This window comes from Micromonospora sp. M71_S20 (genome assembly GCF_003664255.1).
Taxonomy (GTDB): domain Bacteria; phylum Actinomycetota; class Actinomycetes; order Mycobacteriales; family Micromonosporaceae; genus Micromonospora.
This window is the reverse complement of record NZ_RCCV01000001.1, coordinates 4,087,858-4,112,821: the sequence shown is the minus strand read 5'-3', so window position 1 is coordinate 4,112,821 and position 24,964 is coordinate 4,087,858. Positions and strand designations below refer to the sequence as shown.

Annotated in this window: 24 protein-coding genes, 2 pseudogenes and 1 riboswitch; of the genes and pseudogenes, 14 read left to right on the top strand and 12 right to left on the bottom strand. The window is 73.6% G+C overall.

Annotation, left to right across the window (positions count from 1 at the left end):
- The first annotated feature begins 97 nt into the window (after positions 1-97).
- The 3 genes from DER29_RS17630 to DER29_RS17620 all read left to right on the top strand — a co-directional run bounded on the left by DER29_RS17630 (position 98) and on the right by DER29_RS17620 (position 3,043).
- Entirely contained in the window at positions 98-859 is a 762-nt protein-coding gene (locus DER29_RS17630) for a glycerophosphodiester phosphodiesterase (protein ID WP_233599885.1), read from the top strand.
- A gap of 19 nt (positions 860-878) precedes the next feature.
- Positions 879-2,267: an MFS transporter gene (locus DER29_RS17625; protein ID WP_121398320.1), complete on the top strand. Its 1,389-nt coding sequence runs from the start codon at positions 879-881 to the stop codon at positions 2,265-2,267.
- Positions 2,268-2,329: 62 nt separating this feature from the next.
- Positions 2,330-3,043, top strand: coding sequence for a thymidine kinase (locus DER29_RS17620; protein WP_121398319.1), 714 nt, complete (start codon positions 2,330-2,332; stop codon positions 3,041-3,043).
- Between the two features lie 4 nt (positions 3,044-3,047).
- Here the strand turns inward: DER29_RS17620 and DER29_RS17615 are convergent, their stop codons facing one another.
- From DER29_RS17615 to DER29_RS17605, 3 genes are all read right to left on the bottom strand, one after another.
- Positions 3,048-3,506: a hypothetical protein gene (locus DER29_RS17615; protein ID WP_121398318.1), complete on the bottom strand. Its 459-nt coding sequence runs from the start codon at positions 3,504-3,506 to the stop codon at positions 3,048-3,050.
- Positions 3,507-3,621: 115 nt separating this feature from the next.
- Positions 3,622-4,269: a response regulator transcription factor gene (locus tag DER29_RS17610; protein ID WP_121398317.1), complete on the bottom strand. Its 648-nt coding sequence runs from the start codon at positions 4,267-4,269 to the stop codon at positions 3,622-3,624.
- Positions 4,266-5,222 carry a HAMP domain-containing sensor histidine kinase gene (locus DER29_RS17605; protein WP_121398316.1) on the bottom strand — a complete coding sequence of 319 codons (957 nt, stop codon included), beginning with the start codon at positions 5,220-5,222 and terminating at the stop codon, positions 4,266-4,268. Before DER29_RS17605 ends, DER29_RS17610 begins: the two co-directional genes overlap by 4 nt.
- A gap of 653 nt (positions 5,223-5,875) precedes the next feature.
- On the opposite strand from DER29_RS17605, the gene DER29_RS17600 reads away from it, so the two are divergent.
- Together DER29_RS17600 and DER29_RS17595 are read left to right on the top strand one after the other, a co-directional pair.
- Positions 5,876-7,396 (top strand): potassium/proton antiporter, encoded by a 1,521-nt coding sequence (locus tag DER29_RS17600; protein WP_121398315.1) that lies wholly within the window; start codon positions 5,876-5,878, stop codon positions 7,394-7,396.
- Positions 7,396-7,881 carry a cation:proton antiporter regulatory subunit gene (locus DER29_RS17595; protein ID WP_158619048.1) on the top strand — a complete coding sequence of 162 codons (486 nt, stop codon included), beginning with the start codon at positions 7,396-7,398 and terminating at the stop codon, positions 7,879-7,881. The genes DER29_RS17600 and DER29_RS17595 overlap by 1 nt, the downstream gene beginning before the upstream one ends.
- Before the next feature lie 59 nt (positions 7,882-7,940).
- On the opposite strand, the gene DER29_RS17590 is transcribed toward DER29_RS17595, so the two are convergent.
- The 6 genes from DER29_RS17590 to DER29_RS17565 form a co-directional block, all read right to left on the bottom strand.
- Positions 7,941-8,939, bottom strand: a complete 999-nt coding sequence (locus DER29_RS17590; protein WP_121398313.1) for a tyrosine-type recombinase/integrase — start codon at positions 8,937-8,939, stop codon at positions 7,941-7,943.
- A gap of 47 nt (positions 8,940-8,986) precedes the next feature.
- A complete protein-coding gene (gene abc-f / locus DER29_RS17585) occupies positions 8,987-10,624 on the bottom strand; it encodes a ribosomal protection-like ABC-F family protein (RefSeq protein WP_121398312.1) in 1,638 nt (545 codons plus the stop codon).
- A gap of 306 nt (positions 10,625-10,930) precedes the next feature.
- On the bottom strand, positions 10,931-11,362 hold the full coding sequence (locus DER29_RS17580) for an Hsp20/alpha crystallin family protein (protein WP_121398311.1): 432 nt from the start codon (positions 11,360-11,362) through the stop codon (positions 10,931-10,933).
- Positions 11,363-11,457: 95 nt separating this feature from the next.
- A complete protein-coding gene (locus tag DER29_RS17575; RefSeq protein WP_121398310.1) occupies positions 11,458-11,943 on the bottom strand; it encodes a GNAT family N-acetyltransferase in 486 nt (161 codons plus the stop codon).
- A gap of 70 nt (positions 11,944-12,013) precedes the next feature.
- Positions 12,014-12,532 (bottom strand): DUF2087 domain-containing protein, encoded by a 519-nt coding sequence (locus DER29_RS17570; RefSeq protein ID WP_121399300.1) that lies wholly within the window; start codon positions 12,530-12,532, stop codon positions 12,014-12,016.
- 83 nt (positions 12,533-12,615) lie between these two features.
- A complete protein-coding gene (locus DER29_RS17565) occupies positions 12,616-13,113 on the bottom strand; it encodes a MarR family winged helix-turn-helix transcriptional regulator (RefSeq protein ID WP_121398309.1) in 498 nt (165 codons plus the stop codon).
- A gap of 68 nt (positions 13,114-13,181) precedes the next feature.
- On the opposite strand from DER29_RS17565, the gene DER29_RS17560 reads away from it, so the two are divergent.
- The 3 genes from DER29_RS17560 (at position 13,182) to DER29_RS17545 (ending at position 18,038) form a co-directional block, all read left to right on the top strand.
- Positions 13,182-14,423, top strand: coding sequence for an MFS transporter (locus DER29_RS17560; RefSeq protein WP_121398308.1), 1,242 nt, complete (start codon positions 13,182-13,184; stop codon positions 14,421-14,423).
- Positions 14,424-14,657: 234 nt separating this feature from the next.
- Positions 14,658-16,211, top strand: coding sequence for a glycosyltransferase family 39 protein (locus DER29_RS17550; RefSeq protein WP_199729340.1), 1,554 nt, complete (start codon positions 14,658-14,660; stop codon positions 16,209-16,211).
- A gap of 366 nt (positions 16,212-16,577) precedes the next feature.
- Positions 16,578-18,038, top strand: coding sequence for a hypothetical protein (locus DER29_RS17545; RefSeq protein ID WP_121399299.1), 1,461 nt, complete (start codon positions 16,578-16,580; stop codon positions 18,036-18,038).
- 44 nt (positions 18,039-18,082) lie between these two features.
- On the opposite strand, the gene DER29_RS17540 is transcribed toward DER29_RS17545, so the two are convergent.
- On the bottom strand, positions 18,083-18,850 hold the full coding sequence (locus tag DER29_RS17540; RefSeq protein ID WP_199729339.1) for an MBL fold metallo-hydrolase: 768 nt from the start codon (positions 18,848-18,850) through the stop codon (positions 18,083-18,085).
- A 75-nt stretch (positions 18,851-18,925) separates the two neighbouring features.
- On the opposite strand from DER29_RS17540, the gene DER29_RS17535 reads away from it, so the two are divergent.
- The 4 genes and pseudogenes from DER29_RS17535 (at position 18,926) to DER29_RS35425 (ending at position 21,430) form a co-directional block, all read left to right on the top strand.
- On the top strand, positions 18,926-19,549 hold the full coding sequence (locus DER29_RS17535; protein ID WP_121398305.1) for an ABATE domain-containing protein: 624 nt from the start codon (positions 18,926-18,928) through the stop codon (positions 19,547-19,549).
- A 166-nt stretch (positions 19,550-19,715) separates the two neighbouring features.
- Positions 19,716-20,576, top strand: a pseudogene (locus DER29_RS35435) (ABC transporter transmembrane domain-containing protein); the annotation flags it as partial.
- Between the two features lie 317 nt (positions 20,577-20,893).
- Positions 20,894-21,109, top strand: a pseudogene (locus DER29_RS35430) (ABC transporter ATP-binding protein); the annotation flags it as partial.
- A gap of 111 nt (positions 21,110-21,220) precedes the next feature.
- Entirely contained in the window at positions 21,221-21,430 is a 210-nt protein-coding gene (locus tag DER29_RS35425; protein ID WP_233600090.1) for a hypothetical protein, read from the top strand.
- Here the strand turns inward: DER29_RS35425 and DER29_RS17525 are convergent.
- On the bottom strand, positions 21,408-21,890 hold the full coding sequence (locus tag DER29_RS17525; protein ID WP_199729338.1) for an NUDIX hydrolase: 483 nt from the start codon (positions 21,888-21,890) through the stop codon (positions 21,408-21,410). The two genes, DER29_RS35425 and DER29_RS17525, sit on opposite strands and share 23 nt — an antisense overlap.
- Positions 21,891-22,085: 195 nt before the next feature.
- Positions 22,086-22,160, top strand: a riboswitch (S-adenosyl-L-homocysteine riboswitch).
- Between the two features lie 51 nt (positions 22,161-22,211).
- Between DER29_RS17525 and DER29_RS17520 the strand changes: the two genes are divergently transcribed.
- Positions 22,212-23,282: an adenosine deaminase gene (locus DER29_RS17520; RefSeq protein ID WP_121398304.1), complete on the top strand. Its 1,071-nt coding sequence runs from the start codon at positions 22,212-22,214 to the stop codon at positions 23,280-23,282.
- Between the two features lie 145 nt (positions 23,283-23,427).
- Here the strand turns inward: DER29_RS17520 and DER29_RS17515 are convergent, their stop codons facing one another.
- Positions 23,428-24,303 (bottom strand): alpha/beta fold hydrolase, encoded by an 876-nt coding sequence (locus DER29_RS17515; RefSeq protein WP_121398303.1) that lies wholly within the window; start codon positions 24,301-24,303, stop codon positions 23,428-23,430.
- 324 nt (positions 24,304-24,627) lie between these two features.
- On the opposite strand from DER29_RS17515, the gene DER29_RS17510 reads away from it, so the two are divergent.
- The gene (locus tag DER29_RS17510; RefSeq protein WP_121398302.1) at positions 24,628-24,957 is read left to right on the top strand and encodes a nucleoside triphosphate pyrophosphohydrolase family protein; all 330 of its coding nucleotides are present in this window, start codon (positions 24,628-24,630) and stop codon (positions 24,955-24,957) included.
- Positions 24,958-24,964 lie beyond the last annotated feature (7 nt).

Sequence of the window (24,964 nt, the reverse complement as noted above, 5' to 3'; positions counted from 1 at the left end):
ACACCGTCGTCACTGTCCGACATCCGCCAGCCGCACGGCGTCGCGGTGGCAACCGGGCGGCCACCCGGCGGCCAACGGCGCCGGGCATACTCCCCGCGTGACCCACGCCTACCTCGACGGCCCCACACCGCTGGCCTTCGCCCACCGGGGCGGCGCCGCCGAGGGCGACGAGAACACCGCCGCGGCGTTCGCCCGGGCCATCGGGCTCGGCTACCGGTACGTCGAGACCGACGTGCACGGCACCGCCGACGGCGTCGCGGTGGTCTTCCACGACGCCACGCTGACCCGGGTCACGGGCGAGCCGGGGCGCATCGCCGACCTGCGCTGGGCCGACCTGGCCTCGGTACGCGTCGGCGGCGCCGCCGTCGTCCCCCGCCTCGACGAGGTCCTCGACGCCTGGCCGCAGGTGCGGTTCAACATCGACGTCAAGGCCGACGGCGGCGTCGAGCCGACCGTGGCCACCGTCGCACGCGTCGGGGCCGGCGACCGGGTGCTGCTGGCCTCGTTCAGCGACGCCCGGCTGGCCCGGCTGCGCGCCCTCACCCAGGGGCGCGTCGCCAGCAGCCTCGGCATGCGCGGGGTGGCCCGGCTGCGGATGGCGTCGCTGACCGGGCGGGCGCTGCGGCTGCCCCCGTCGGTGGTCGCCGCGCAGGTGCCGGTGCGCTACGGGCGGGTGCGGGTGGTGGACCGCAGGTTCCTGCGCCACGCCCACCGACTCGGACTGCACGTGCATGTCTGGACGATCGACGAACCTGCCGAGATGCACGAGTTACTCGACCTCGGAGTGGATGGCATCATGACCGATCACGTCGGCGTGCTGCGCGACGTCTACCGCAGCCGCGGCCACTGGGCCGCCTGAACCCGTTCGAAGGACCCCGATGGCCGAGACCGTCACCCCCGCCGTGGACGACACCCCCGCCCCGGCGAGCACCCGCCGCGAACGCAGCGGCTGGTACTTCTACGACTGGGCGATGTCCGCCTTCTCCACCACCGTCATCACCGTCTTCCTCGGCCCGTTCCTGACCACCGTCACCGAACTCGCCGCCGGCTGTGAACTCGGCGCCGACACCTGCTCCGGGTACGTCTACCCGCTGGGCGTCAAGGTCGCCGCCGGCTCGTACTTCCCGTACCTGGTGTCGCTGTCGGTGTTCCTCACCGTGTTCGCGCTGCCGGTCGTCGGGGCGATCGCCGACCGCTCGGCGCACAAGAAGCGGCTGCTCGCCGCCGCCGCCTTCACCGGCGCCGGCGCCACCGTCGGCATGCTCTTCGTCACCGGCGACCGGTACCTGCTCGGCGGGGCGCTGTTCATGGTCGCCAACATCGCCTTCGGCGCCGGCGTCGTGGTCTACAACTCGTTCCTGCCGCGGCTCGGCGGCCCCGACGAACGCGACGGCATCTCCAGCCGCGGCTGGGCGCTGGGCTACCTGGGCGGCGGCCTGCTGCTGGCGCTCAACCTCGTCGCGGTCAGCATGCTCGGCGAGGAGGGCAACCACCAGCGCACCCTCGACCTGGCCCGCTGGTCGATCGTGTCCGCCGGCGTGTGGTGGGCGGTGTTCACCCTGATCCCGCTGCGCTGGCTGCGCGAGCACCCCACGGCCGCCGCGCTGGCCGGCGGCAACCCGCTCACCGACGGGTTCCGGCAGCTCGGCCGCACCCTGCGCGAGATCAAGGCGTACCCGCTGACGCTGTTCTTCCTGCTGGCGTTCCTGGTCTACAACGACGGCATCCAGACCGTCATCGCCCTGGCCAGCCAGTACGGCACCGAGGAGCTGAAGCTCGGGCAGAGCACCCTGATCGTCACCATCCTGCTGGTGCAGTTCCTCGCCTTCGGCGGCGCGCTGCTGCTCGGCGCCCTCGCCAAGCGCATCGGCGCCTGGAAGACCGTGCTGATCAGCCTGGTGCTGTGGACCGGGGTGATCCTCGGCGCGTTCCGGCTGCCCGCCGAGGCGCCGCTGCCGTTCATGATCCTCGGCGCCGCCATCGGCCTGGTGCTCGGCGGCAGCCAGGCGTTGAGCCGGTCGCTGTTCAGCCAGCTCATCCCCGCCGGCAAGGAGGGCGAGTACTACGGCTTCTACGAGATCAGCGACAAGGGCACCAGCTGGCTCGGCCCGCTGGCCTTCGGCATCGTGTTCCAGCTCACCAACTCCTACCGGGTGGGCCTGGTCTCCCTGCTGATCTTCTTCGTCGTCGGGTTCCTGCTGCTGCTGGCCGTGCCGATCCGCCGGGCGATCGTCGCCGCCGGCAACACCCCGCCCCGGGTGCTCTGAGCGACGCGCGCCCGTCCGCACCGGCCGGATCAGCCGACGTCGATCGGCTAGGCTGCCCGACCGTGACCGACCACGCCGCCGCCCCGACCTGCCTGGCGCGCCCGCCGCTGGGCCCCGACGACTCCCCCGCCGGGTGCGCCGCGGCGCGGGGCGTGGACGGGCGTCCGCTGCACGCGGCGGCGTTGAAGTTCTTCTGGGGGCCGATGGACTGCGGCAAGTCCACGATGGCGTTGCAGATGAACCACAACCACTCCCGGCAGGGCCGCCGCGGCCTCGTCACCACCCGCATCGACCGCTCGCTGGGCCCGCAGGTCACCACCCGCATCGGCCTGGCGCACGAGGCCGTCGAGGTCACCGACGAGCTGGACCTGCGCACCCTCGTGCGCGACACCTGGGCCGAGGGCGTCCGCGTCGACTACCTGATCTGCGACGAGGCGTCGTTCTACAACCTGGAGCACATCGAGCAGATGGCCGAGCTGGTCGACAGCTACGACGTCGACGTGTACGCGTTCGGGCTGGCCACCGACTTCCGCTCGTGCCTGTTCCCGGCCGCGCAGCGGCTGTTCGAACTCGCCGACGAGGTGGCCCGCATCCAGGTCGAGGTGCTCTGCTGGTGCGGCCGGGAAGGGCTGCTCAACGCCCGCGTCGTCGACGGTCGGGTGGTCCGCGAGGGCCTGCAGGTCGTCATCGGCGACACCGTGGACAGCGCCGAGGTGCGCTACCAGGTGCTCTGCCGCCGGCACTACCGCGCGGGCGAACTCGGCCCCCGCCGCTGACGCCTCAGTACGGGTCACCGCACACCCGCCAGTCGCCGTCCTCGCGCACCACCGACAGCTTCCGCTCCTCGGTGAGGCCGCTGTCGCGGGTCAGCCGGACCGTCACGGTGCCGCGCGGGCTGCCACCCCGGGTCGCCACCGACACGTCGACGATCTCGTAGCCGTCGACCACCGGCGGGGTGCGCAGCCAGCTGGTGAACCCGATGGGGCTCCACCGGCTGCGCGTGTCGGCGCAGAGCCGCTCGTACGCGCCGTCGGTGTCGCCCGCCGCCACCGACCGCAGGAAGCCGTCGGCGGTCTCCCGCACCGGACCGCTGGCCTGCGTGACCACCTGCACGTTCCAGGCGCCCAGCCCGGCCACCCCGACGCAGCACAGCAGCACGGTCACGCCCGCGAACACCAACCCGGTACGCACCGGGCGGCCCCGACGGGCCGGCCGGCTCCACGGCTGCTCAGCGCCCACCCGTCGACCGTAGAGAACCGGCGGGCCCGCCCGCAGGAAAGTCGGCCCTGTCGTCCCCGTACCGGCTGTCCGGGCCGCGGTCGCCGCCGGCGCCCGTCACCCCCGCCGCGCGCGGTCACGGCTCGATGAGCCCGGCCCGGATGGCGTAGCGGGTCAGTTCCAGCCGGTCCCTGAGGCCGAGCTTCTGCAGCAGGTTGGCCCGGTGCCGTTCGACGGTCTTGACGCTGATGAACAGCAGGCGGGCGATCTCCTTGGAGGAGTGGCCCTCGGCGACGAGCTTGAGGATCTCCTCCTCGCGCTCGGTGATGGCCCTGGCCGGCAGGCTCTCGCCCCGGGCGCTGCGCTCCAGGTAGGTGCGGATGAGGGCGTTGATGGCGCCGGGATAGAGGAACGGCTCGTCGCGTACGGCGGCGCGGCAGGCCTCCACCAGGTCGCGGTCGGCGACGGACTTGAGCACGTAGCCGTTGGCGCCGACCTTGAGGGCCTCGAAGAAGTACTGCTCGTTGTCGTACATCGTCAGGATGAGGATGCGCAGGCCCGGTTGCTGCCGGGACAGCTCCCGGGCCGCCTGGAGGCCGGTCAGCCGCGGCATGGCGATGTCGAGGATGGCAAGGTCGGGGCGCTCGGTCTGGGCCAGGCCGATGGCCTCCGCGCCGTCGCCGGCCTCGGCCACGACGGTCAGGTCCGGTTCGCTGTCGAGGATGAGGCGCACGCCACGGCGCACGAGGGCGTGGTCGTCGGCGAGCAGGATGCGGGTGGTCACGGCCGGGCCTCGGAGTCGCCGACGGGCACCCGCAGCCGCACCTCGGTGCCGCCGTCCGGGCCGGGCCCCACGCTGAGCTGGGCGCCGATGAGCAGGGCGCGCTCCCGCATGCCGCGTACGCCGGCGCCTTCGGCGGCGTCGCCGATGCCCCGGCCGTCGTCGCGGATCCGCAGTTGCACGTGGCCCGGTCGGCGGGTCAGCGACAGCTCGACGGTGGTGGCCCGCGCGTGCCGGACGGTGTTGGTGAGGGCCTCCTGCGCCACCCGGTAGATCACCAGTTCGGCCTCGCCGTCGAGGGCGGGCAGGTCCGCGTCGAGGTGCTGGCGCACCGACAGGTCCGTGTGCCCGGTGACCTCCGTGACGAGCGCCTTGAGGGCGCTGGTCAGGCCGAGTTCCTCCAGTACGCCGGGGCGCAGCCGGCGGGCGATGCGGCGGATCTCGTCGAGGCTGTCGCGGGTGGTCTCCTGCACCTGGGCGAGTTGGGCGCGGACCGGCTCGGGCGCGTGCCGGGCGACCTGCTTGAGTTCGAGCAGGACCGCGGTCAGCGTCTGGCCGACCTCGTCGTGCAGTTCCTGGGCGACGCGCCGGCGCTCGGCCTCCTGGGCGGACAGGGCGCTGGCCGCGCTGGAGGCCCGCTCCGCCTCCAGCCGGTCGATCATGGCGTTGAAGGCGCGGATCAGGTCCGCGATGCCGGCCTGCCCGGCCGGGACCGGCCGGGGTTCGGGCTGCAGCAGGTCGATGGTGGTCATGGCCCGCGTCAGCCGGTGCAGCGGCGCGAGGCCGACGCGCAGCAGCGCGGCGTTGGCGACCAGCATCGCGGCGAGGCCCACGGTCAGCACGACGGCCTCGGTGAGCAGCACGGGGGTGGACACCGTGACCGGGCCGAGCAGCAGCAGCGTGGCGGCGACGAGTACGGCGGCGTTGAGCAGGAAGATCCGCCAGAACAGCGACACGACGGTTCCTCCCCTCGCTGCCCGACTCCGCCCGGCGTCGGCCGTTCTCTGCGGCCCGCCAGGGGCCAGGCCGGCCCGTCCCGCGGCGGTGATCACCCTCATCATGGTCAGCCTGTCGGCCCGGGTGCGTCCTGTAAATGCGTGCGCGCACCCATTATCCGTCGCGCCCGCAGTCGGGGCGGGGACGCGGGCGCACCGCGCCGGGCAGCCGGCGCAGAGCCCCTGCGGCAGCGGCGGCGCCAAATGGGTGTCAGCCCCGATGTCGACCCGGCCCGCTCCGATGACCATGAAGGCGAGCCCGGGCCAGGGAGCCCCTGCGGCTCCGCTTCCTGCTGCCCGGCTCCACCTGTCGCCGCCCGCGCGGACGTCGCCCGTCACGCCGAGACCCCGGAGGATCTTGTGAACCGTCACCTGATGGTGGTCGAGCCCACACCACCCGAGACCGACACGCCCGCCTGCGCCTACCGGCCCACCAACGCGGAGAACGGCCCGCCGGGCGGATGCCCGTGAGCGCGCGGCCCGCCCCCGCCGCGATCGTCATCTCGCCGGTAGCCGTCGCCTTCACGATGTCTCTGACCACGGTGAACGCCCGGGTGTACGTGTGGCCGCGCCTCGTCGCGGCGTAGCCGGAAACCGCGGGTCAGGGGGCCGCCGTGGATCTCGGTGAGCTGTACGTGACGCTGGCCGTCGGCGCCGGCGTGGTCCTGGCCAGCGTCGGCGCGGCCCGGCTGGCCACCCGGCTGGGCATGCCGGTGTTGCTGGCGTACCTGGCCGTCGGCCTGCTGCTGGGCCAGGACCTGGCCGGTTTCCCGTTCGACGACGCGGCCCTGGCCCAGGCCCTGGGCCTGGCCGCGCTGGCGGTCATCCTGGTCGAGGGCGGCCTGACCACCAAGTTCAGCGACGTACGCGAGGTGCTGGCGCCCGCGTCGGTGCTGGCCACCGTCGGCGTGTTCGTCAGCGTCGCCGTCACCGCCGCGGCGGCGTACCTGCTGCTGGACATCGGCTGGCAGATGGCGCTGCTGCTGGGAGCCGTCGTGTCGTCCACCGACGCCGCGGCGGTGTTCTCCGTGCTGCGGGCGGTGCCGCTGCCCCGGCGGCTGACGAGCCTGGTGGAGGCCGAGTCCGGACTCAACGACGCTCCCACGTTGATCCTGGTGCTCACCTTCAGCGCCGCCACCCTCGACGCGGTCGAGCCCCTGCCGCTGGTCGCCACGATGGCCTACCAGTTGATCGCCGGGGGCGCGATCGGCGTGGTGACCGGCGCTACCGGCGTGTGGCTGCTGCGGCGGCTGACCCTGCCCACCTCCGGCCTGTACCCCATCGCGACGGTCGCCTGCGGGGTGCTGGCGTTCGCCGTCGCCGGCCTGGCCCAGACCAGCGGGTTCCTGGCCGCGTACCTGGCCGCACTGGTGCTCGGCAACGCCGGCCTGCCGCACCGCCGGGCCACCCACTCGGTCGCCGAAGGGCTGGGCTGGATCGCCCAGATCGGCCTGTTCGTCATGCTCGGCCTGCTGGCCACGCCCAGCGAACTGCCCGCCGCGATCGTTCCCGCGATCGTGGTCGGTACGGCACTGCTGCTGCTCGCCCGGCCCGCCTCCGTGCTGGTGGCGCTGGCCGCGTTCCGGATTCCACTGCGCGAACAGGCGTTCCTGTCGTGGGCCGGACTGCGCGGTGCCGTGCCGATCGTGCTGGCCACCATCCCGGTCGTCGGCGGGGCGCCGGGCAGCGAACAGGTCTTCAACATCGTCTTCGTGCTCGTCGTGGTGTTCACCCTCATCCAGGCCCCGACCCTGCCCTGGCTGGCACGGCGGCTACGCCTCGACTCGCACGACCTGGGACCCGACCTGCAGATCGAGCTGGCGCCGCTGGACGCCATGGACGCCGACCTCATCCACGTCACCGTCGAACCCGGTTCCCGCCTGCACGGGGTCTACCTGCCCGAGCTGCGGCTGCCGCCGCCGGCGGCGACCACCCTCGTCGTGCGTGGCGACGACTCGTTCGTGCCCGATGAGCACACCCGGCTGCGCGTCGGTGACCAACTGGTCGTGCTCACCACCCCACCCGTACGCGACGCCACCGAACGGCGTCTGCGGGCCGTTTCCCGCGCCGGGCGGCTGGCCACCTGGTTCGGCGAGGCCGGCCATTTCGCTCCACCTGACGACAGGAGGCAATGATGCAGATAGAACGCGTGCCGCTGCCCGGTATCGGTGTCGGCTACACCCTGCACACCGGGGAGGGACAGGTGATCGGGGTCGTCTGCCACCGCGGCGGCCGGCGCGACGTCGTCGTCTACGCGCCCGGTGACCCGGACACCGTGGAGCGGTCCGTGACCCTCAGCGCGACCGAGGCGCAGGAGGTGGCCGAACTGCTGCACCCCGTCGCCACCATCGACCACGTCACGCACCTGGAACGGCACCGGGAGGCGATCAGCGTCGTCGAGCTGCCGGTCACGGCCGCCTCGCCGTACGACGGCCGGACCCTGGCCGAGGCGGTCGCGCGCATCCACGGCGTGAGCGTCGTCGCCGTCGTGCGCGACGGACGGACGATCACCGCACCGGGGCTGGGGCACGTCCTCGCCCACGGCGACGTCCTGATCGTCGCCGGGGGCCAGCAGAGCATCGAGGCGCTGAGCCGGGCGCTGATCCACACGGACCCGTAGGCCGCGGGTCACCGGCCGGTGGATGCCACGTACGTGCGGCGTCCACCGGCCAGCGCACCTCAGCCGCGGCGGCGGGCCCGGGCGGCCCAGATGGCGTACGCGGGATCGCGGTCGAGGTTGTGCCGGTCCCGGTCGTAGCGGCGGGTGGTGCGCGGGTCGGCGTGGCCCATCGCGTCCTGCACGTCCTCCAGGGGTACGCCCTCGGCGCGGGCGGTGGTGGCGAACGCGTGCCGCAGCGAGTGCGGCGACAGCCTCGCCCAGGCCGGGATGCCGGCCGTGCGGGCCAGCCGGCGCACCAGCCGGAACATCGCGTGCCGGTCCAGCCGGGCCCCGCTGGCGGTGACCAGCAGCGGGCCGGTCAGCTCGTGCACCGCCACGCCCTGCGCGGCGGCCCGCTGGGCCAGGTACGCGTCGACCGCGTACGCAGTGCCGGGGGTCAGGGCGCGGCGGCGCGACTTGCCGCCCTTGCCGACGAACCGCACGCTGCGGTGGCCCCGCTCGGCGCCCAGGTCGGCCAGGTCGAGCGAGACCAGCTCCCCCACGCGCAGTCCGAGGTCGGCCAGCAACGCGAGCGCGGCCCGGTTGCGCGCGGCGGTCGGCCCGGTGTCGGCCTCGGCGGCGGCGAGCAGCGCGTCGACCTCCTCGGGGGTGAGCCCGACCGTCGCGGAGTGGTCCCGGTCGATGCGGGGGCGGTCGGCGCCGGCGACCGGGTTGGCCTCGACCGCGCGCAGCTTGACCAGGAAGTCGTACCAGCTGGACAGGGCGGAGAGCCGGCGGGCGACGGTGGCGGGGGTGAGCGGCTTGCCGGTACGCGCGCCGAGCGTGGCCTCCAGCGCCCGGCCGTACTCGTTGACGTGCAGGAAGTTCGCCTGCAACGGGTCCAGTCCGCGGGCGGCGCACCACGCGAGCCAGCCGGCGACGTCGCGCCGGTACGCGTCGCGGGTGTGCTCGGACAGCCGCCGGTTGCGCAGCCACGCCTCGGTGAAGTCGGCGGGTCCCCCGGGCAGGGCCAGCGGGGTGGGCCGGCTTGGCCGCGCCGGAGCGTTCGGGGAGAGCATGTGAAAAAGGTTCTCAGCTTCGGGTCGGGAACGGGAGGAGGCGCGCCCTACGCGATCGTGGCCACCGCCGGCTCCTCGACGATCCGCCGGTCGGCCAGCCGCCAGCGCCGGTCGACCCCGACCGCCTCGGCGAACCAGGCGTCGTGGCTGACCATCACCAGGGTGCCCCGGAACTGCCGCAGCGCCTCCTCCACCACGTCGAGTGCGTCGAAGTCGAGATAGTTCGTCGGCTCGTCGAGCAGCAGCACCTCGGCTGGGCTGTTCACCAGCACCGCGAGCAGCAGCCGGCGCAGCTCACCCGCGGAGAGCATCCGCAGCGGCACGTCCCACCGCTCCGGGCCGAACAGGTGGGCGTCGAGCAGCCGTTCGGCGTCGTCGACGTACACGGGCACCCGGGAGCGGAAGTAGTCGCGCACGGTGACGTCGGTACGCAGTGCGTCGTGGGTCTGCGGCAGCACGGCGACCGGCTCGTCGGCGACGACCTCGCCCCCGGCGGGGTGGTCCTCGGCGGCGAGGGCCCGCAGCAGGGTGGTCTTGCCAGCGCCGTTCGCGCCGGTGAGCAGGATCCGGTCGCTGGCGCGGACGCTCAGGTCGACGCGGTCGAGCAGCACCCGGCCGCCGGCGCGCAGCGTCAGGCCCCGCGACCGCAGCACCTCCCGCCCGCCGGTGCCCTGCTGGGGGAACGCCAGCGTCAGCGGCGGCCGGGTACGGGGCTCGGCGAGCCAACGGATCGAGTCCATCTGCCGGCGCAGCCGCCGCTCGCGGGCCTTGGCCTTCTTCGCCACCTTCTTGGCGTAGCGGCGCTGCTGGTCGGCGCCGAGGCCGCTGCGCACGGTCTCCTCGACTCCGCGGGCCTGCTCCTTGGTGCGGTCGATGTCGGCAAGCCAGCGCCGGTGGTCCTTCTGCTGTGCCTCGTAGTCCAGCAGCAGCCGCTGCCAGCGGCGCGTCTTCTCCGCCCGGTAGTCGCTGTAGCCGCCGGTGTAGGTCTGCGGCGCCTCGTGGATGCCGTCCAGCTCGACGATCCTGGTCACCGTGCGGTCCAGGAACGCCCGGTCGTGGCTGACCACCAGCACCGCGCCTGGAAAGGCCGCCAGCCAGTCGCCGAGCCAGGCGATCCCGTCGGCGTCGAGGTGGTTGGTCGGCTCGTCGAGCACCAGCAGGTCCGGGGCGTGCAGCAGCACCCGGGCGAGGGTGAGCCGGGCCTGCTCGCCGCCGCTGACCCGGCGCAGCGGGGTGTCGTCGCGCAGATGGTCGATGTCGAGGCGCTGGCGGACCTCCGTCAGCCGGGCCTGCGCCCGCCAGCCGTCCAGCGCCGCCCACCGTTCCTGTGCGTCGCCGTACTCGGCGAGTGCCGTGCCGTCGCCGTCGGCCATCCGCCGTTCCAGATCACGCAGCAGTTCGGCCAGGGGTTGCAGCTCGCCGAGCCCGGCGGCGAGGAACTGCCCGACGGTGGCGTCCGGGTCCGGCACCTGCTGGGCGAAGTAGCCGACCCGCACGCCGGGAGCCAGGGCGACGTGCCCGCCCGACGGTGGTTCCTCGCCGGTGAGCACCCGCAACAGGGTGGACTTGCCCACGCCGTTCGGGCCCACGAGGCCGACCCGGTCGCCGGCGTTCAGGACCAGCTCGACGTCGGTGAACAGCGGCTCGGTGTCGTAGTGCTTGCTGACGGACGCGACCTTCAACACGGGGTGCTCCTCCGCGGGACGACGGGCGGGGCCGTCGACGCCCGGGCGGGCGGACGGCCGGAACCGGCGGCGGCGGGGCGCTGCCCTGCCGCGTCCTGCGGGATCACATCGTCCGGTCGACTCCTGACGGTTCGGCTGTGGGACCGCGTCGAGTGTGGCACCGGCCCACGGCCCCCGCCACCGATTTGCCCCTCCCGGCGCGACGCCGCGTACACCCCCGTCGTCGCCGCCGGCTCTCGGCCGCGCCCCCGCAAACGCCACGGGGGCGGGCGGCCGCACCGGCCGTCCCGCCCCCGTCCGCCGGGATCAGGCGTTGATCTCCTTGCGGCCGTTGCCGTTGGCGGTGGCCGTAACGGTGACCCGGCGGGGCTTGGCCCGCTCCGCGACGGGGATCCGCAGGGTCAGCACGCCGTTGTCGTAGCCGGCCTCGAGCTTGTCGGTGTCGAGGGTGTCGCCGAGGAAGAGCCGCCGGGTGAAGGTGCCCATCGGGCGTTCGGCGGCGACGAGTTCGACGTTGTCGCCGGCGGGCCGGCGGCGCTCGGCGCGCACGGTCAGCACGTTGCGCTCGACGGTGCAGTCGATGCTGTCCGGGTCGACGCCGGGCAGGTCGAACGCCGCGTAGAACCAGTCGCCGTCGCGGTAGGCGTCCAGGGGCATGACCGCGGGGCGCGCGGCGGTGCCGAAGAACTGCTCGGTGATCCGGTCGAACTCACGGAACGGGTCGGTACGCATCAACATGGCCTGCCTCCTCGGTTCTCCTGGCCGAAGGTCCTTGAGTTGAGCCGAGGCGACTCAACTTCCTCCTCTGTATTTAGCGCGTTTCCGCCGCGTCGTCAACTCAGGACCTTCTCGAACCAGTGCTCGGCGTAGAGGCCGTCGTTGTACGCCGGGATCTCCCGGTAGCCGTGCCGGGCGTACAGGGCGCGGGCCTCGACCAGGTCGCCGCGGGTGTCCAGCCGGATCCGGTCGACGCCGGCGGCGCGGGCCCGCTCCGCCACGGCGGCGAGCAGGACCGCCCCGCCGCCGTGGCCGCGGTGCGCGGGGCGCACGTACACCCGGGTCAGTTCCGCCCAGCCCGGCCGGTACCGCAGCCCGGCGCAGCCGGCCGGACGACCGTCGAGGTGCGCGACCAGGAGGATCCCGGTGGGTGCGGCCAGGTCGTCGCTCGGGTCGTCGGCCATCGCCGCCGCGACCTCACCCGGCCTGACCGGGCGGCCGTGGTAGCGGCGGACCATCTCCTCGAAGTACTCCTCGAGCAGGGCCGTCGCCTCGGGCCGGTCGGGATGGGTCGGGGCAGTCGTCCAGGCTGTCTCGCTCACCCGTCGATCCTCGCCGTCGGGTCAACGGGATATCCGCCGGTCACGACGGGGGCGAGCCCGGCGCGGCCGGTCAGTCGCCGATGCGCCAGTAGACGCCCTGCTCACGGGCCAGCAGCTGCTCGTCGATCAGGTACCGGCGCAGCGCCGCGTGGTCGGAGCCGCCGCGCTCGCACCAGCGCCGCAACACCTCGTCCACCTCCCGCTCCGGATAGCGCACCCCCGGCTCGAAGGACTTCGCCACGTGCGCCAGGACCACCCGTCGCCGGCCGCGCTGCGCCGGCAGGCCGGTCAGCCTGTCGTCGCGCACGAAGGTGCGCAGCACGCGGTCCGTGGCGTCGCCGGCCGGACGGGGCGCCGCCGGCGTCCGGGCCGCCTCCCGCAGCCGCTCGACGTCGACCCGCAGGTCGCCGTCGCCGCCGGCGACCAGGCCCGCGTCGACGAGCCGGCGGATCGCGGTCAGCACCTGCCGCGCCGGCAGGCCCGTCCGGTCGGCCACCGCCGGGGCGTCGGCGTCGCCCAGCGCGATCGCCGCGAAGACCTGCCGCCGTACGTCGTCGGCGAGTGCCCCCGCCAGAGCCTGCGCTGTCATGCGGCCACCCTGCCAGCCGCCGTACGCGGGCCGCACCCCCATTTCCGCCCCGGCAGAGGTACGCCGCCGCGAGCCCGGTGGTGCTACTCGCCGGCCGCCTCGGCGCGCAGCACCACGCGGCGCAGCAGGTCGGACAGCTGCCGCCGCTCGTGCGGGGCGAGCGCGGCCAGCAGCCGGTGCTCCTCGGCGCCCCGGACGTCCATGGCCCCGTGCCAGGCCGCCTGCCCCGCCTCGGTCAGCTCCACGTCGACGCGCCGCCGGTCGGTGGTGGACGGGATCCGGCGCACGAAGCCGCGCCGCAGCAGCGCGTCGACGCGGGCGGTGACGGAGGCGGGGGCCATCGCCAGGTCGCGGGCCAGGTCCGAGGGGGCCGCCCGGCCGCCCCGCCCGGCCAGGGCGTGCAGGGTGTCGTACTCGTGGCCGTGCAGGTCGAGGGCGAGCAGGGTCCGCTCCTTGACCTCGCGCAGGTGGCGGGTGAGGAACTGGATCCGGGTCACCGCTCCTTCGACCTCGGGGTCGAGCGTCGGCAGGATCGGCAGCCAGCGCTCGACGTGCCGGTCGACGTGGTCGCGGTCGCTCATGCGGCCCAGCCTATGCGACGTCAAACTATTCGTTGTCGAAAAGTTCGACGTCGAAGTACATTGCCCGGGTGACCCATCCCCTCCGCGTACGCGAGTTCCGGCTGCTCTTCCTCGGCCGCACCGTCTCCACCGTCGGCGACGCGGTCGTGCCCGCCGCGCTCGCCCTGGCCGTGCTGCGGGCCACCGGCTCCACAGGCGCCCTCGCCCTCGTGCTGGCCTGCGCGTTGGTGCCCCGCCTGCTCCTGCTGCCCCTCGGCGGCGTGCTCGCCGACCGCCTCGACGCCCGCCGCGTCGCGATCCTCGCCGACCTCGTACGCTGCCTCGCGCAACTCGCCGTCGGCGTCGAACTCCTCGGCGCCGCGTCGCTCGACGTGATCGCGGTGGCCGCCGCCGCCGGCGGCGCCGCCGGCGCGTTCGCCCTGCCCACCGCCTCGCCCCTGGTCGCCGGCACGGTCGAGCCGGCCCAACGGCAGCAGGCCAACGCCCTGATGGGCGTCACCGCCAACACCAGCCGCCTCGCCGGCCCCGCCCTCGCCGGCGCGCTGATCTGGGCCGCCGGGCCCGGCTGGGCGTTCGTCCTCGACGCCGCGACGTTCGCGCTCAGCGCGCTGCTGCTCGCGCTCGTCCGGGTCCGCCACGTCCCGATGCCGAGACGGAGCGTCCTGGCCGACCTCGCACACGGCTGGCGGGAGGTCCGCAGCCGCGACTGGTTCTGGACCAGCCTGCTCGGCCACGGCGTGTGGAACGGCGCCGCCGCCGTCCTCATGACCCTCGGCCCGGCGGTCGCCGTGCGTCGCCTCGGCGGCGAGGGCGTCTGGGTGCTGATGCTCCAGGCCGGCGCGGTCGGCATGCTCGCCGGCTCGCTGCTCGCCGCCCGGATCCGCCCCCGCCGACCGGTGCTGACGGCCAATCTCGGGCTGGCCAGCTACGCCGCGCCGCTGGCCCTGCTCGCCGTCGCCGCGCCCGCCCCGCTGGTCGTCACCGCCTACGGGGTCGCGCTGACCGCCCTCGGCTACCTCAACCCCGTGTGGGAGACCGTCGTGCAGGGACAGTTCCCGCCGCACGTCCTCGCCCGGGTCACCTCGTACGACTGGCTGGTCTCCCTCGGCGCGATGCCGCTGGGTTACGCCCTCGCGCCGATGGCCGCCCGGGCCTGGGGCGAGTCCGTGCCGCTGCTCACGGCGGGCGCTCTGGTCCTCGTCGCCTGCGCCGGCACCGCCGCCGTGCCCGGCGTGCGGCGGCTCACCTCGTCACCGGTGCCGCCCGCCGACGAGGCGATCCGCCGCGCGGTGAACGCAGCGAGCGCGTGACCGGCCGGCACGGCCCCCTCACAGACGGATCAGCCCGCCGGCCCTGGCGGCGGCGACAGCGGCGGTACGGGAATCGACGCCGAGCTTGCCGTAGACGTGTACCAGGTGCGTCTTGACCGTGGCGGCCTGAACACGCGTCGGCGGCTGTTCACGTGCGGCCGGCGGCGGGGTGCGCCGGAAAGTGCACCGGACGACGGGGCGGTGTGGCCGGCCTTCACGGGCGATGATGGAGAGGTGACCGAACCCGTCGCCGACCTCGCCGCGCCGGCGCGGCGGCGTGCGACGCCCACGGATGGGCGACCCACCGCCGCCGGCCCCCGCGCCACCGGCCCGTGGGCGGTCGCCGCGACGACGACGGCGGTGCTGCTCCTGCTCTCCGGCCGCTACGGTCATCACCGCGACGAGCTGTACTTCCTGCTCTGCGGCCAGCACCTCGACTGGGGCTACGTGGACCAGGGCCCCCTGGTGCCGGCGCTGGCCCGGCTGGCCGACACGATCGCCCCGGGCAGCCTGGTGGCGCTGCGCACCCCGTCGGCGGTGGTCGGCGGCGTGGCGGTTCTGCTGGTCGCCGCGATCGCCCGCGAGTTCGGCGCCGGTCGCGGCGCGCAGACCTGGGCCGCCTTCCTCGCGGCCACCGCCGGCATCGTGCTCGCCGGCGGGCACCTGCTCAGCACCACCACCGTCGACCTGCTGGTCTGGCTGACGGCCGCATTCTGCGTGGTGCGGCTGCTGCGCACCGCCGACAGCCGGTGGGCGCTCGGCGTCGGGCTCGCGCTCGGCGTCGGGATGCTCAACAAACTGCTGCCGGCACTGCTCGCCGTGGGCCTGCTGGCCGGCATCACCATCGCCGGACCGAGGCGGCTGCTGCGCGACCGGTGGGTGCTCGTGGCCGCCGCCGTCTTCCTGCTGCTCGCCGCGCCGAGCCTGATCTGGCAGGCAACGCACGACTTCCCGCAGCTGTCGGTGGCCGCCGCGATCGCCGACGGCGACAGCTCCTACAGTGGCCGGCTCGACGCGCTCGTCCTCCAGTTCGTCATCATCAGCCCGTTCACGGTCCCGATCTGGGTCGCCGGGCTGGTGGCGTTGCTGCGGCGGCCGGCCTGGCGCGCCTGGCGGTCCGTCGGATGGGCTTGGCTGGTGGTGTTCGGCATCGTGCTGCTCGCCGGCGGCAAGGGCTACTACGACGCCCCGCTGCTGCTGGTGCTCACCGCCGCCGGAGCCGTCGTCGCCTCAGGCTGGGCGTCGCGAGGTCGCGCCGTCGCCCGCCGAGGCCTGCTGGTGGTCGGCGCCGTGCTCACCGCCGCCAGCAGCATGGTGCTGCTGCTGCCCGTGCTGCCGGCCGACCGGCTTCCCGGCTTCGTCGTCGCCGCCAACTACGACGCCGGCGAGACCATCGGCTGGCCCGCCTTCGCGGACTCGCTCGCCGCCGTCCATCGTGCTCTGCCCGTCGACCAGCGGCAGCGCGCCGTGATCCTCGCCGGCAACTACGGCGAGGCCGGCGCCGTGGCGCGGTTCGGTCCGGCGCGTGGACTGCCGCGCGCGTACTCCGGCCACAACAGCATGGTCGACTTCGGCCGTCCGCCGCAGGACGCGGACGTGGTGATCGCGGTCGGGTTCGCGCGGCCGGACCGGCTGCGGGGCTGGTTCACCGAGGTCACCCTCGCCGGGCGGGTGGACCAGCGCGTCGCTGTCGACAACGACGAGAACGGCGGCCCGATCTGGGTCTGCCGTGGCCTGCGACGTCCGTGGGTCGAGATCTGGGACACCGAGGTACGCCACCGAGGCTGACCGCCTCCACGGCCGCTCCCGGCGAGATCGGCCGCCCGGCCCGGGTAGGAGCCCGGGTCACCTCCCGACCGGGCCCCCGGCGAGTGCGGCGCAGCTCCTCCTCCGGCAGCGCCGACACCTTGGCCAGCACGCTGTCACGGAAGAAGTCGAGGTAGCCCAGGACCACCTCGGCGCGGTTGGCGGCCGGGACGGTTGGCGAGGGAAACGGCATCGTCACAGGACCAATTGTGTGCCCAGCGCCCATTTGGCCCGGGCGGGGCCGCGACCGCGCGCCACCACCCGTCATGCCCGAGGGCCAGCGCTGCACGGCGTCGCCCGGTGCGGCAGAGTGACACCGTTGGCGGCAGGCGAGGGAGGGCGGTGCGCGTGGAGGGTCCGACCGGGGTGGTGTTTCCGAAGACCGACGCGGGACGCAGTACGTCCGCGCTCGGGCGGGCGGTCGTCGCCGACGCCCTGCGCGCCGTCGATCCGGTCGGCGCGCGCTCGGCGGAACACGAGACGAATTGGCGCCACGGATACCTCGGGCACTTCCGACGGCTCGTCGAGGCCGGCCTGCTCTCCCGCGAGGCCGCGGTGACGATCGCCCGCGACGGGCTCGCCTCGCTGCACCGCCGGATGACCGTGCTGCGCGCCGACGGCACCGAGATCGGCCTCGCCGACGCGTTCGGCACGCCCGCCGAGGTCGCGCCGCTGCGGACGGCGACCGTCGCCGGCACCGGCGAGGTCGACCGGGAGCTGTCCCTGCCGTACCGGGGCCGGCGGCTGCGCGGCGACGGCCTGCATCGCCGGCTCGACGCGTGGGTGGGCGCCGGTGTCGTCGAGCCGTCCTGCGCCGACGCGGTACGCGCCGTCATGGCCAACCCGGACTGGCTCGACCTGCGCGACCAGCGCATCGTGGTGCTCGGCGCGGGCGCGGAGATGGGCCCACTGCCGTCCGTGCTGCGCTGGGGCGGCGACGTCGTCGCGGTCGACCTGCCACGCCCGGAGATCTGGCGGCGGCTGCTGGACACCACGCGCCGCTCCGGCGGCCGGCTCCACCTGCCCGTCCCCGCCGGCACCGACCCCGACGACGGCGCGTTGGCCGCCCGCGCCGGCGCCGACCTGCTGCACAACCTTCCGCAGGTGGCCGACTGGCTGCTCGGCGTCGACGGTCGGCTCGTGCTGGGCAACTACGTCTACGCCGATGGCGCGACCAACGTCCGGGTCGCCACGGCGGTCGACGCCCTCACCCTTCGGTTGCAGGAGCGCCGCGACGACGTGGCGCTCGCGTTCCTGGCCACCCCCACCGACGTCTTCGCCGTCCCCGGCGACGCGGTGCGCGACGCCGAACGCGGCTACGCGGCGCGCGGCATCCTCCGCCGGTCGCTGCGGGTCGCCTCCGGCGGCAGGCTCCTGCACCGCAACTACCCGCCGGGCGTCGACCCGGGCGTCAACGACAGCCTCGTCCCCCAGCAGGGCCCCAACTACGCGCTGGCGAAACGCCTGCAACGGTGGCGGGCGACGGTGGCCCGCGACGCCGGGGCGACCGTGTCGTTCACCGTCGCCCCGCCCACCCGCACCCGCTCGGTGCTGCGCAACCGGGCGCTGGCCGCCGCGTACGCCGGCGCGCACCGCTTCGGCATCGAGGTGTTCGACCCGGCGACCAGCAACACGCTGATGGCCGCGCTCCTGGTGCACCACCTGCGTACGGGCGGCCCGGCACTGCCGCACCCGTGGCAGGACGAGGCGTACGGCGCCGCGCACGGTGGACTGTGGCGGGTGCCGTACGCCCCGCGCAGCGCCCTGGGCCTCGCCGTCCTGCTCGGTCTCGGCGGCGCGCGGACCTGACCTGCCCCGGGCCGTCCTCCGGGCGGACGCCGGCGGCTCTCAGCTCAGCCGAGCTGGAGACGGTCGGCCAGGCCGGCCCGGGTGAACGCGTCGACCACGTCGTCGCGCCCCTCGGTGAAGTGGGCCCAGCTGTCCACGTGCACGGGCACGACCCGCCGCGCGCCCAGGATGCGGGCCGCCTCGGCGGCCTGGGCGCCGTCGAGGGTGAGCAGCGCGCCGTCGAACATGGGGGTACGCACGGCCCCGGCGAACAGCACGGCGGTGTCGACCGGCCCGAAGCGCTCGGCGATCTGCCGGACCAGATCCAGCGAGGCGTTGTCGCCGCTGACGTAGACGGTGGGCAGGTCGGCGGCGGTCAGGACGAACCCGACGACCTCGCCGGTGAGCGGCTCGCAGCCCTCCGGGCCGTGCCGGGCGGGCACGCCCGTCACGGTCACGGTGCCACCGCCGGGGCGGTCCAGCTCGACGGACGCCCACGCCGCCAGGCCCCGGGCGGTGCCGCCGAGGCGACCCGCCCCGCTGGGGGTCGTGACGGTCAGGGCGACGGCGGCCAGCAGGGCCCGACCGGCGTGGTCGAGGTTGTCGGGGTGCTGGTCGTGGGAGAGCAGCACCGCGTCGACGGGGCCGAGGTCGGCCGGGCCGGCGGTGGCGGGGGCCGTCTTGGTGAGGACCATGCCGGGACCCAGGGGATAGTCGCCGGGGGCGTCGAAGGTCGGGTCGGTCAGGAACCTGAGCCCGCCGTACTCGATGAGGGCGGTCGGGCCGCCGAAGACGCGGACGGGGACGGTCGTCGTGCTGGTGTCGGTCACCACTGTTCCTCACGGTTGGGGAATGGCTTTGCCGTGAGGAACCGTAATCGACTCTCACGGATAAACGCAAGATGTACCATGAGAACCGTGACGGAGTCCGCGACCACCGAGGCCAGCGGCCCTCCCGCGCTGCTACCGGCGCCGGGAGCGGAGCGGCACGTCGCGCTGGACTTCGCCAACAGCGCCCCGACGCTGCCCGGCGGCCAGTCTCTCGACCTCCTCGGCACCCCCGAGGCCGCAGCGCGATGGCTGGCCGAACGCCACCTCGCCCCGCCCGAGGCGGAGCTGCGGGAGGTGTGCGCGCAGCGGTTGCGCGCGCTGCGCGATCAGATCCGAGCCCTGATCGCCTCCCGGATCGACGCGCGACCCGCCCCCGTCGGCGCCCTGCGCGCGGTCAACGACGCCCTGACCATGGCTCCCGCCGCCGACCTGCTGCACTGGGACGAGGCGCGCGGCCTGCACCGCGCCCCGGCGCACCCCGTCACGCAGATCGTCGACCACGCCATGGCGGTCCTGGCGGCCGACGCGGCCGACGTGCTCAGCGGCCCCCACGCCGACCGCCTCGCCGCCTGCGGCTCCGCCCCCTGCACCCGCTACCTGCTGCGCACCCACGCCCGCCGGCACTGGTGCTCGGTCCGCTGCGGCGATCGCGCCCGCGCGGCCCGCGCCTACGCCCGCCGCACCCGCACCGAGGCGCCCTGACCCGGGCGGCTCTTCGGCGGGCCCCCGCCGCTAAATGGAAGGCGGCGCCCCGCGATGTCGCCTAGCCTCGCGACGACACCCACCGACACGAAGAGGAGATCGATCATGAGGACGTCCGGCGGTTTCCCCGGCTCCCCGTCCGTCTCCCCCGCCGGAAAGGCACTTCGTGTTCGGTCTGTTCGAAAACCCTGTTGATCCCTTCCCGACCGGCGACGACCGCACCCCGGCCGCCGGCGCCCGCCGGTTCCTCCTGGAGGAGCTGCGACCGCTACGACCGGTCGTGACGGCGGCCGTCGCCACCACCGTCCTGGCGGCCGCGATCGAGGTCTGGCTCATCGGGTACGCCGGGCGCCTCGTCGACACGCTCGCCGCCGCGAGTCCGCAGCGGCTCTGGGCCGACCACGGCACCGGGCTGCTCACCGTCGCCCTGTTCGTGCTGCTGGTCAGGCCGCTGATCCACGTGGTCGGCGAGGCGCTCGACGACATCGCGTTCCGCGCCAACGCCCGCCCCCTCGCCCGCTGGCGGGCACACCGGCACGTGTCCCGGCAGTCCGTCGGCTGGTTCCGCGACGACCTCGCCGGACGCATCGCCACCTCGGTCCGCGACGGTGGCGATGCCGCCAGCACCGCCGCGTACTCGGTCGTCCACACGCTGGTGTTCGTGATCGCCTACACAGCCGGCTCGGTGTGGCTGATGTCCACGATCGACGTGCGCCTGCTGCTCCCGCTGGGCGCCTGGATTCTGGCGTACGCGACGCTCATGCGGTGGGTGGTGCCGCGCTACCGGCGCGCGTCGGAGCGCCTGCAGGACGCGGAGTCCACGCTGACCGGCCTGCTCGTCGACTCGTACGGCAACGTCGACACGCTCGCGTTGCTCGGCGGCCGGGACACCCGCACCGAGCACGACCGCCGGGTGTTCGCGCTGTCCCGGCGCGCGCATCTGGACCTGCAGCGGGTCGAGGTGACGATCAACGGCACCATGATGGCGCTGAGCAGCGCGCTGCTCGTCGGACTCGTCGGATACGGGATCGTGCTGTGGCGTACCGATGCCGCGCCCCTGGGTCTCGTCGCGGCCGCGCTGGCGCTCAGCTTCCGGATCACCGCGATGGCGGAGTGGCTCCTGGACGCCGTGTCGTCGCTGTTCGGGTCCGTCGGCACGCTGCGGCGGGCCCTGCGGACCGTCGCGCAACCGCTCGCGGTCGCGGACAAACCCGGGGCGACCGAGCTGCGGGTACACGGTGGAGCGATCACCTTCGCACAGGTCAGCCACCACTACGGCCGCGGCGGGGGCGGGCTCGACCGGCTCAGCCTCGACGTCGCCGCCGGTGAGCGCGTCGGATCGCCATGGTCGCACAGGAGGCCACCCTGCTGCACCGCTCGGTCCGGGAGAACATCGCCGGCCCCGGTGACGCCGACGACGCGCGGATCGAAGCAGCGCTACGCCGGGCGTCCGCCGACCGGTTCGTCGCCACGCTCAGGGACGCGGACGGCCGGACCGGCCTGGACGCACACGTCGGCGAACGCGGCGTACGCCTGTCCGGTGGCCAGCGGCAGCGGATCGCGCTGGCCCGCGCGTTCTACCGCGACGCGCCGATCCTGGTCCTGGACGAGGCCACGTCCGCGCTCGACTCCGAGGCGGAGGCCGCCATCCACGACACGCTCAGCGAGGTGATGACCGGCCGTACGGTGATCGCGATCGCCCACCGGCTCTCCACCATCGCCCGCATGGACCGGATCGTGGTCCTCGACGCCGGCCGGATCGCCGAGCAGGGCACCCATGCGGAGCTGCTGGAACGCGGCGGGCTCTACGCGGACCTGTGGTCGCGGCAGTCCGGCGGATTCCTCGGCACGGCCGCGGTCAATGCCGCAGCGGTCCCGTGACCTCGATCGGCTCCACGTGCCCGGTGAGCGGCGCCCGACGGTGCAACTCGAGCCCGACGTCGATGACGACGGAGCGGTCCAGGGCACTGACCCGCGTCATCGGGACCCACCGCGCCAGATCGGTCGAACCGCCCGTCTCATCACGAAGCTCGCCGCCGATGACGCGCACTCCATAGAAGACGCCCACGCTGTGCAACTCGGCGCCGTCGGGGCCGCCCCACTCGACGTGCCTCGCCCGCGAGTCCACACCGAGCAACCGCTCGACCTGAACCTCGTAGCCCGTCTCCTCGGCCACCTCGCGGACGACCGCGTCGAACGGATCCTCGGCGTGCTCGACCTTCCCGCCGGGCAGCGTCCAGTGTCGCTGGGATCCGTCGGGCGACACGTACCGGGCAAGCAGCAGATGTCCGTCCCGCAGACACACGCCGTACGCGGCGACCCGCAGCCGTTGCGCGACCACTCCAGCTCCCTTCTCACAACGGGTCGCAGCGCTCGCCACGACGACCGACCGTTCGCCGTCCGGCACCCGTACCCCAGGCGCGGCACCGCCAGGGTAGGCGCTCGGGGACCAATGCTCGAGAGAGTCCCGCTAAGGGCGATCTTGGCGCGTCGCGGAGGGTTGTCGTCACCGAGCGGTCTTGTTAGCGTGCCGATGCGGGTCGAGAGGCGCTGCGACGGATGACTATCCGCCACGCTCGGCCCGTCCCTTGGTCCAAGGGCGCCTCCCGCTGGGAGGTTGCCGTCCTTCCGGCGGATCACTCGCACGGTGAGGGTTGTTCATATGGCAACGGACCTGACTGACTTCATCGCCGGCCTGCCCAAGGTGGAACTGCACGTTCACCACGTCGGGTCGGCGACACCGCAGACCGTGGCTCGGCTGGCCGAACGGCACTCCGGGACCACCGCGGTGCCGGCCGACTCGGCGCTGCTGGCCGAGTACTTCACGTTCACTGACTTCGCGCACTTCGTCGAGGTGTACCTGTCGGTGGTGGACCTGATCCGCGACGCCGAGGACCTGGCCACGCTCACCTACGACATCGGCGCCGGCCTGGCCGCCCAGTCGGTGCGGTACGCCGAGCTGACGCTGACCCCGTACTCCTCGATCGTGCGTGGTATCCCGGCCGAGGCGTACTGCGAGGCGGTGGAGGACGCACGGCTGCGGGCCGCCCGCGACCACGGCATCCAGCTGCGCTGGTGCTTCGACATCCCAGGCGAGCCCACGATGACCGGCGCCGACGTCACCCTGGAGGTGGCGCTCAAGCAGCGCCCGGACGGGCTGGTCAGCTTCGGGCTGGGCGGCCCAGAGTCCGGAATCCCCCGCGCCCGGTACGCCGGGCATTTCGCCGCCGCGCGGGCAGCCGGGCTGCGCAGCGTTCCGCACGCCGGTGAGTCGACCGGCCCGCAGACCGTGTGGGACGCGGTACGCCATCTCGGCGCGGAACGCATCGGCCACGGCATAGCCGCCGCCCGTGACCCCGAGTTGATGGCTTACCTGCGCGAGCACGACATCGCCCTGGAGGTGTGCCCGACCTCCAACGCCTGTACCCGCTCGGTGCCGTCGCTGGCCGAGCATCCGCTGCCGCAGTTGGTGGCCGCCGGTGTGCCGGTCACCGTAAACTCCGACGACCCGCCCATGTTCTCCACCACTCTCAACAGGGAATACCAGGTGGCCGCGGATCTGCTCGACCTCGACGAGCGCGGCGTCGCCGAGTTGGCCCGCCAGGCCGTGCGGTACTCGTTTCTCGTCGCTGCGGACAAGGCCGCCGTGCTGGCTGAGATCGACGACTATCTCCAGGCGTTTTCGTGTCGCTCGACTGCGACGACCAGTCCGATCGCGGGAGATCACCGATGACCGCAGCCGGGTTGTGGGCCCGCGGATGCAGCACATCGTGTGGGACGGGAACGGCACGATCCTGGGTGACAGCGGCGCTCTCAGCGCGGCGGCACCGTCCGGACTTTGCGCGGGGCCCTCGAACCGCGTCCGGTTCAGGGAACCGTCAACTCGTCAGCTGACCCCAATGAATCTGCCTCTTCACTGCGGCGCGGAACGCCGCAGTGAAGAGGTCTGGTGCTTCCAGCCATGGATAGTGACCCGCGTTCGGGACGATGACGACCTCGCAGTTGAGGCGTGTTCCGAGACGCCGCAGGGCACCGGCAGGGCGACTGTCGCCGGCCCCGCCGATGATCATCGCGCCTGCCGGTAGGTTCTCGCGGAGTTCGTCCACGTGTGATTCGAGGGGGTCGGTCTTCTTCGCGGCGTTGAGCTGGCGGTTCATCGCGTAGTTGATGGGCCGCAGCGCACGGGCTGACGCCAGCGCCCATTCCCATGCTCTGGCTTGGTCGGCGTGGTCGGTGAACCACGACAGCGTGAGGTACTCGATTTCTTCGGCGTCGGTGCGGGATTCGATCGCATCGAGTTCATCGAGTCTGGCCTGCTGCTCGTCGGTGCGTCGGGCCCGCTGTGCTGCTCGGTCGGCTTCCCGCCAAGGAATAAGGAAGGGCCCGGCGAGCTGAATCAGTCCGGCCACGCGCTCGGGATGGGCCAGCAGGAAGTAGCTGGCCAGATTGGTTCCGAACGAGTGCCCCACCAGAACAACCCGGTCGTGTCCCCACGCATCGAGCAACAGCGCCAGGTCGTGAACGTGGCGGGCGATCGTGTGCTCTCCCTCCCACCAGGATCCGCCGGTGCCGCGCTGGTCGTAGCGATGGATCAGGCACAGGTCGTCGATGATGTCGGCGACCGGGGCCAGATAGTCGGGGACCCCCGGACCGCCGTGCACCAGAACCAGAGGAAACGTCTGCGGGATCGCCGAGCCTGTGGTCCAGGTGCGTAGCTGTGCACCGTCATCCAACTCGATCATGGCCACGGTCATGGACGTGAGCGTAATGGGGTGGGGTCCGATACCGGACTCGCCTCGCGTCCCGGGTGCGGAACTCCGCCGGCGAGTTCGTGGTGCTCCGGCGCCTGATCCATGTTCGCACCCCGCCGAGCAGCCGCGCCGCGCATAACAGTCATTATGATGTGCGGCCGATTTGCGGCTTTCGTGCAGGCTCTTTACTGGTTTGTCATTACCGGTAATCCGATAATCCGCGACGGGGGCGCCGTCTCGTCTCAGGGAGCTGAGGCGGCGCCCTTGCCGCTGTCGTCGGGGATCCGACTGGGCGAGTGGGAGAGGGCTCGTCCATACTGGTCCGCCATGGACCTGGACGAGTACCAGCGCGGGGCCCTTCGCACGGCCGCCCCGCGTGACAAGAAGAACGAACTGCTCCACCTCGTACTCGGACTGGTCGGCGAATCTGGTGAGATCGCCGAGAAGTTCAAGAAGTGGGTCCGGGACCTCGACAGCGACGAGTCACGCATCGACCGGGCCGACATCGCCAAGGAACTCGGTGACGTCCTCTGGTACGTGGCAGTTCTTGCCGACTACCTCGATCTCACGCTGGACGACATCGCGACCGCCAACCTGGCCAAGCTGGCCAGCCGCCAGGGCCGTGGCGTGCTGGGTGGCAGCGGCGACAACCGCTGAGCCGGGG

Excerpts from the sequence above, each read along its gene's own strand:
- DER29_RS17625 (WP_121398320.1), top strand. The coding sequence starts at position 879 with ATGGCCGAGACCGTCACCCCCGCCGTGGACGACACCCCCGCCCCGGCG.
- DER29_RS17595 (WP_158619048.1), top strand. The coding sequence starts at position 7,396 with ATGCAGATAGAACGCGTGCCGCTGCCCGGTATCGGTGTCGGCTACACC.
- DER29_RS17590 (WP_121398313.1), bottom strand. The coding sequence starts at position 8,939 with ATGCTCTCCCCGAACGCTCCGGCGCGGCCAAGCCGGCCCACCCCGCTG.
- DER29_RS17580 (WP_121398311.1), bottom strand. The coding sequence starts at position 11,362 with ATGTTGATGCGTACCGACCCGTTCCGTGAGTTCGACCGGATCACCGAG.
- DER29_RS17570 (WP_121399300.1), bottom strand. The coding sequence starts at position 12,532 with ATGACAGCGCAGGCTCTGGCGGGGGCACTCGCCGACGACGTACGGCGG.
- DER29_RS17565 (WP_121398309.1), bottom strand. The coding sequence starts at position 13,113 with ATGAGCGACCGCGACCACGTCGACCGGCACGTCGAGCGCTGGCTGCCG.
- DER29_RS17535 (WP_121398305.1), top strand. The coding sequence starts at position 18,926 with ATGAGAACCGTGACGGAGTCCGCGACCACCGAGGCCAGCGGCCCTCCC.
- DER29_RS35425 (WP_233600090.1), top strand. The coding sequence starts at position 21,221 with ATGACCGGCCGTACGGTGATCGCGATCGCCCACCGGCTCTCCACCATC.
- DER29_RS17520 (WP_121398304.1), top strand. The coding sequence starts at position 22,212 with ATGGCAACGGACCTGACTGACTTCATCGCCGGCCTGCCCAAGGTGGAA.
- DER29_RS17515 (WP_121398303.1), bottom strand. The coding sequence starts at position 24,303 with ATGACCGTGGCCATGATCGAGTTGGATGACGGTGCACAGCTACGCACC.
- DER29_RS17510 (WP_121398302.1), top strand. The coding sequence starts at position 24,628 with ATGGACCTGGACGAGTACCAGCGCGGGGCCCTTCGCACGGCCGCCCCG.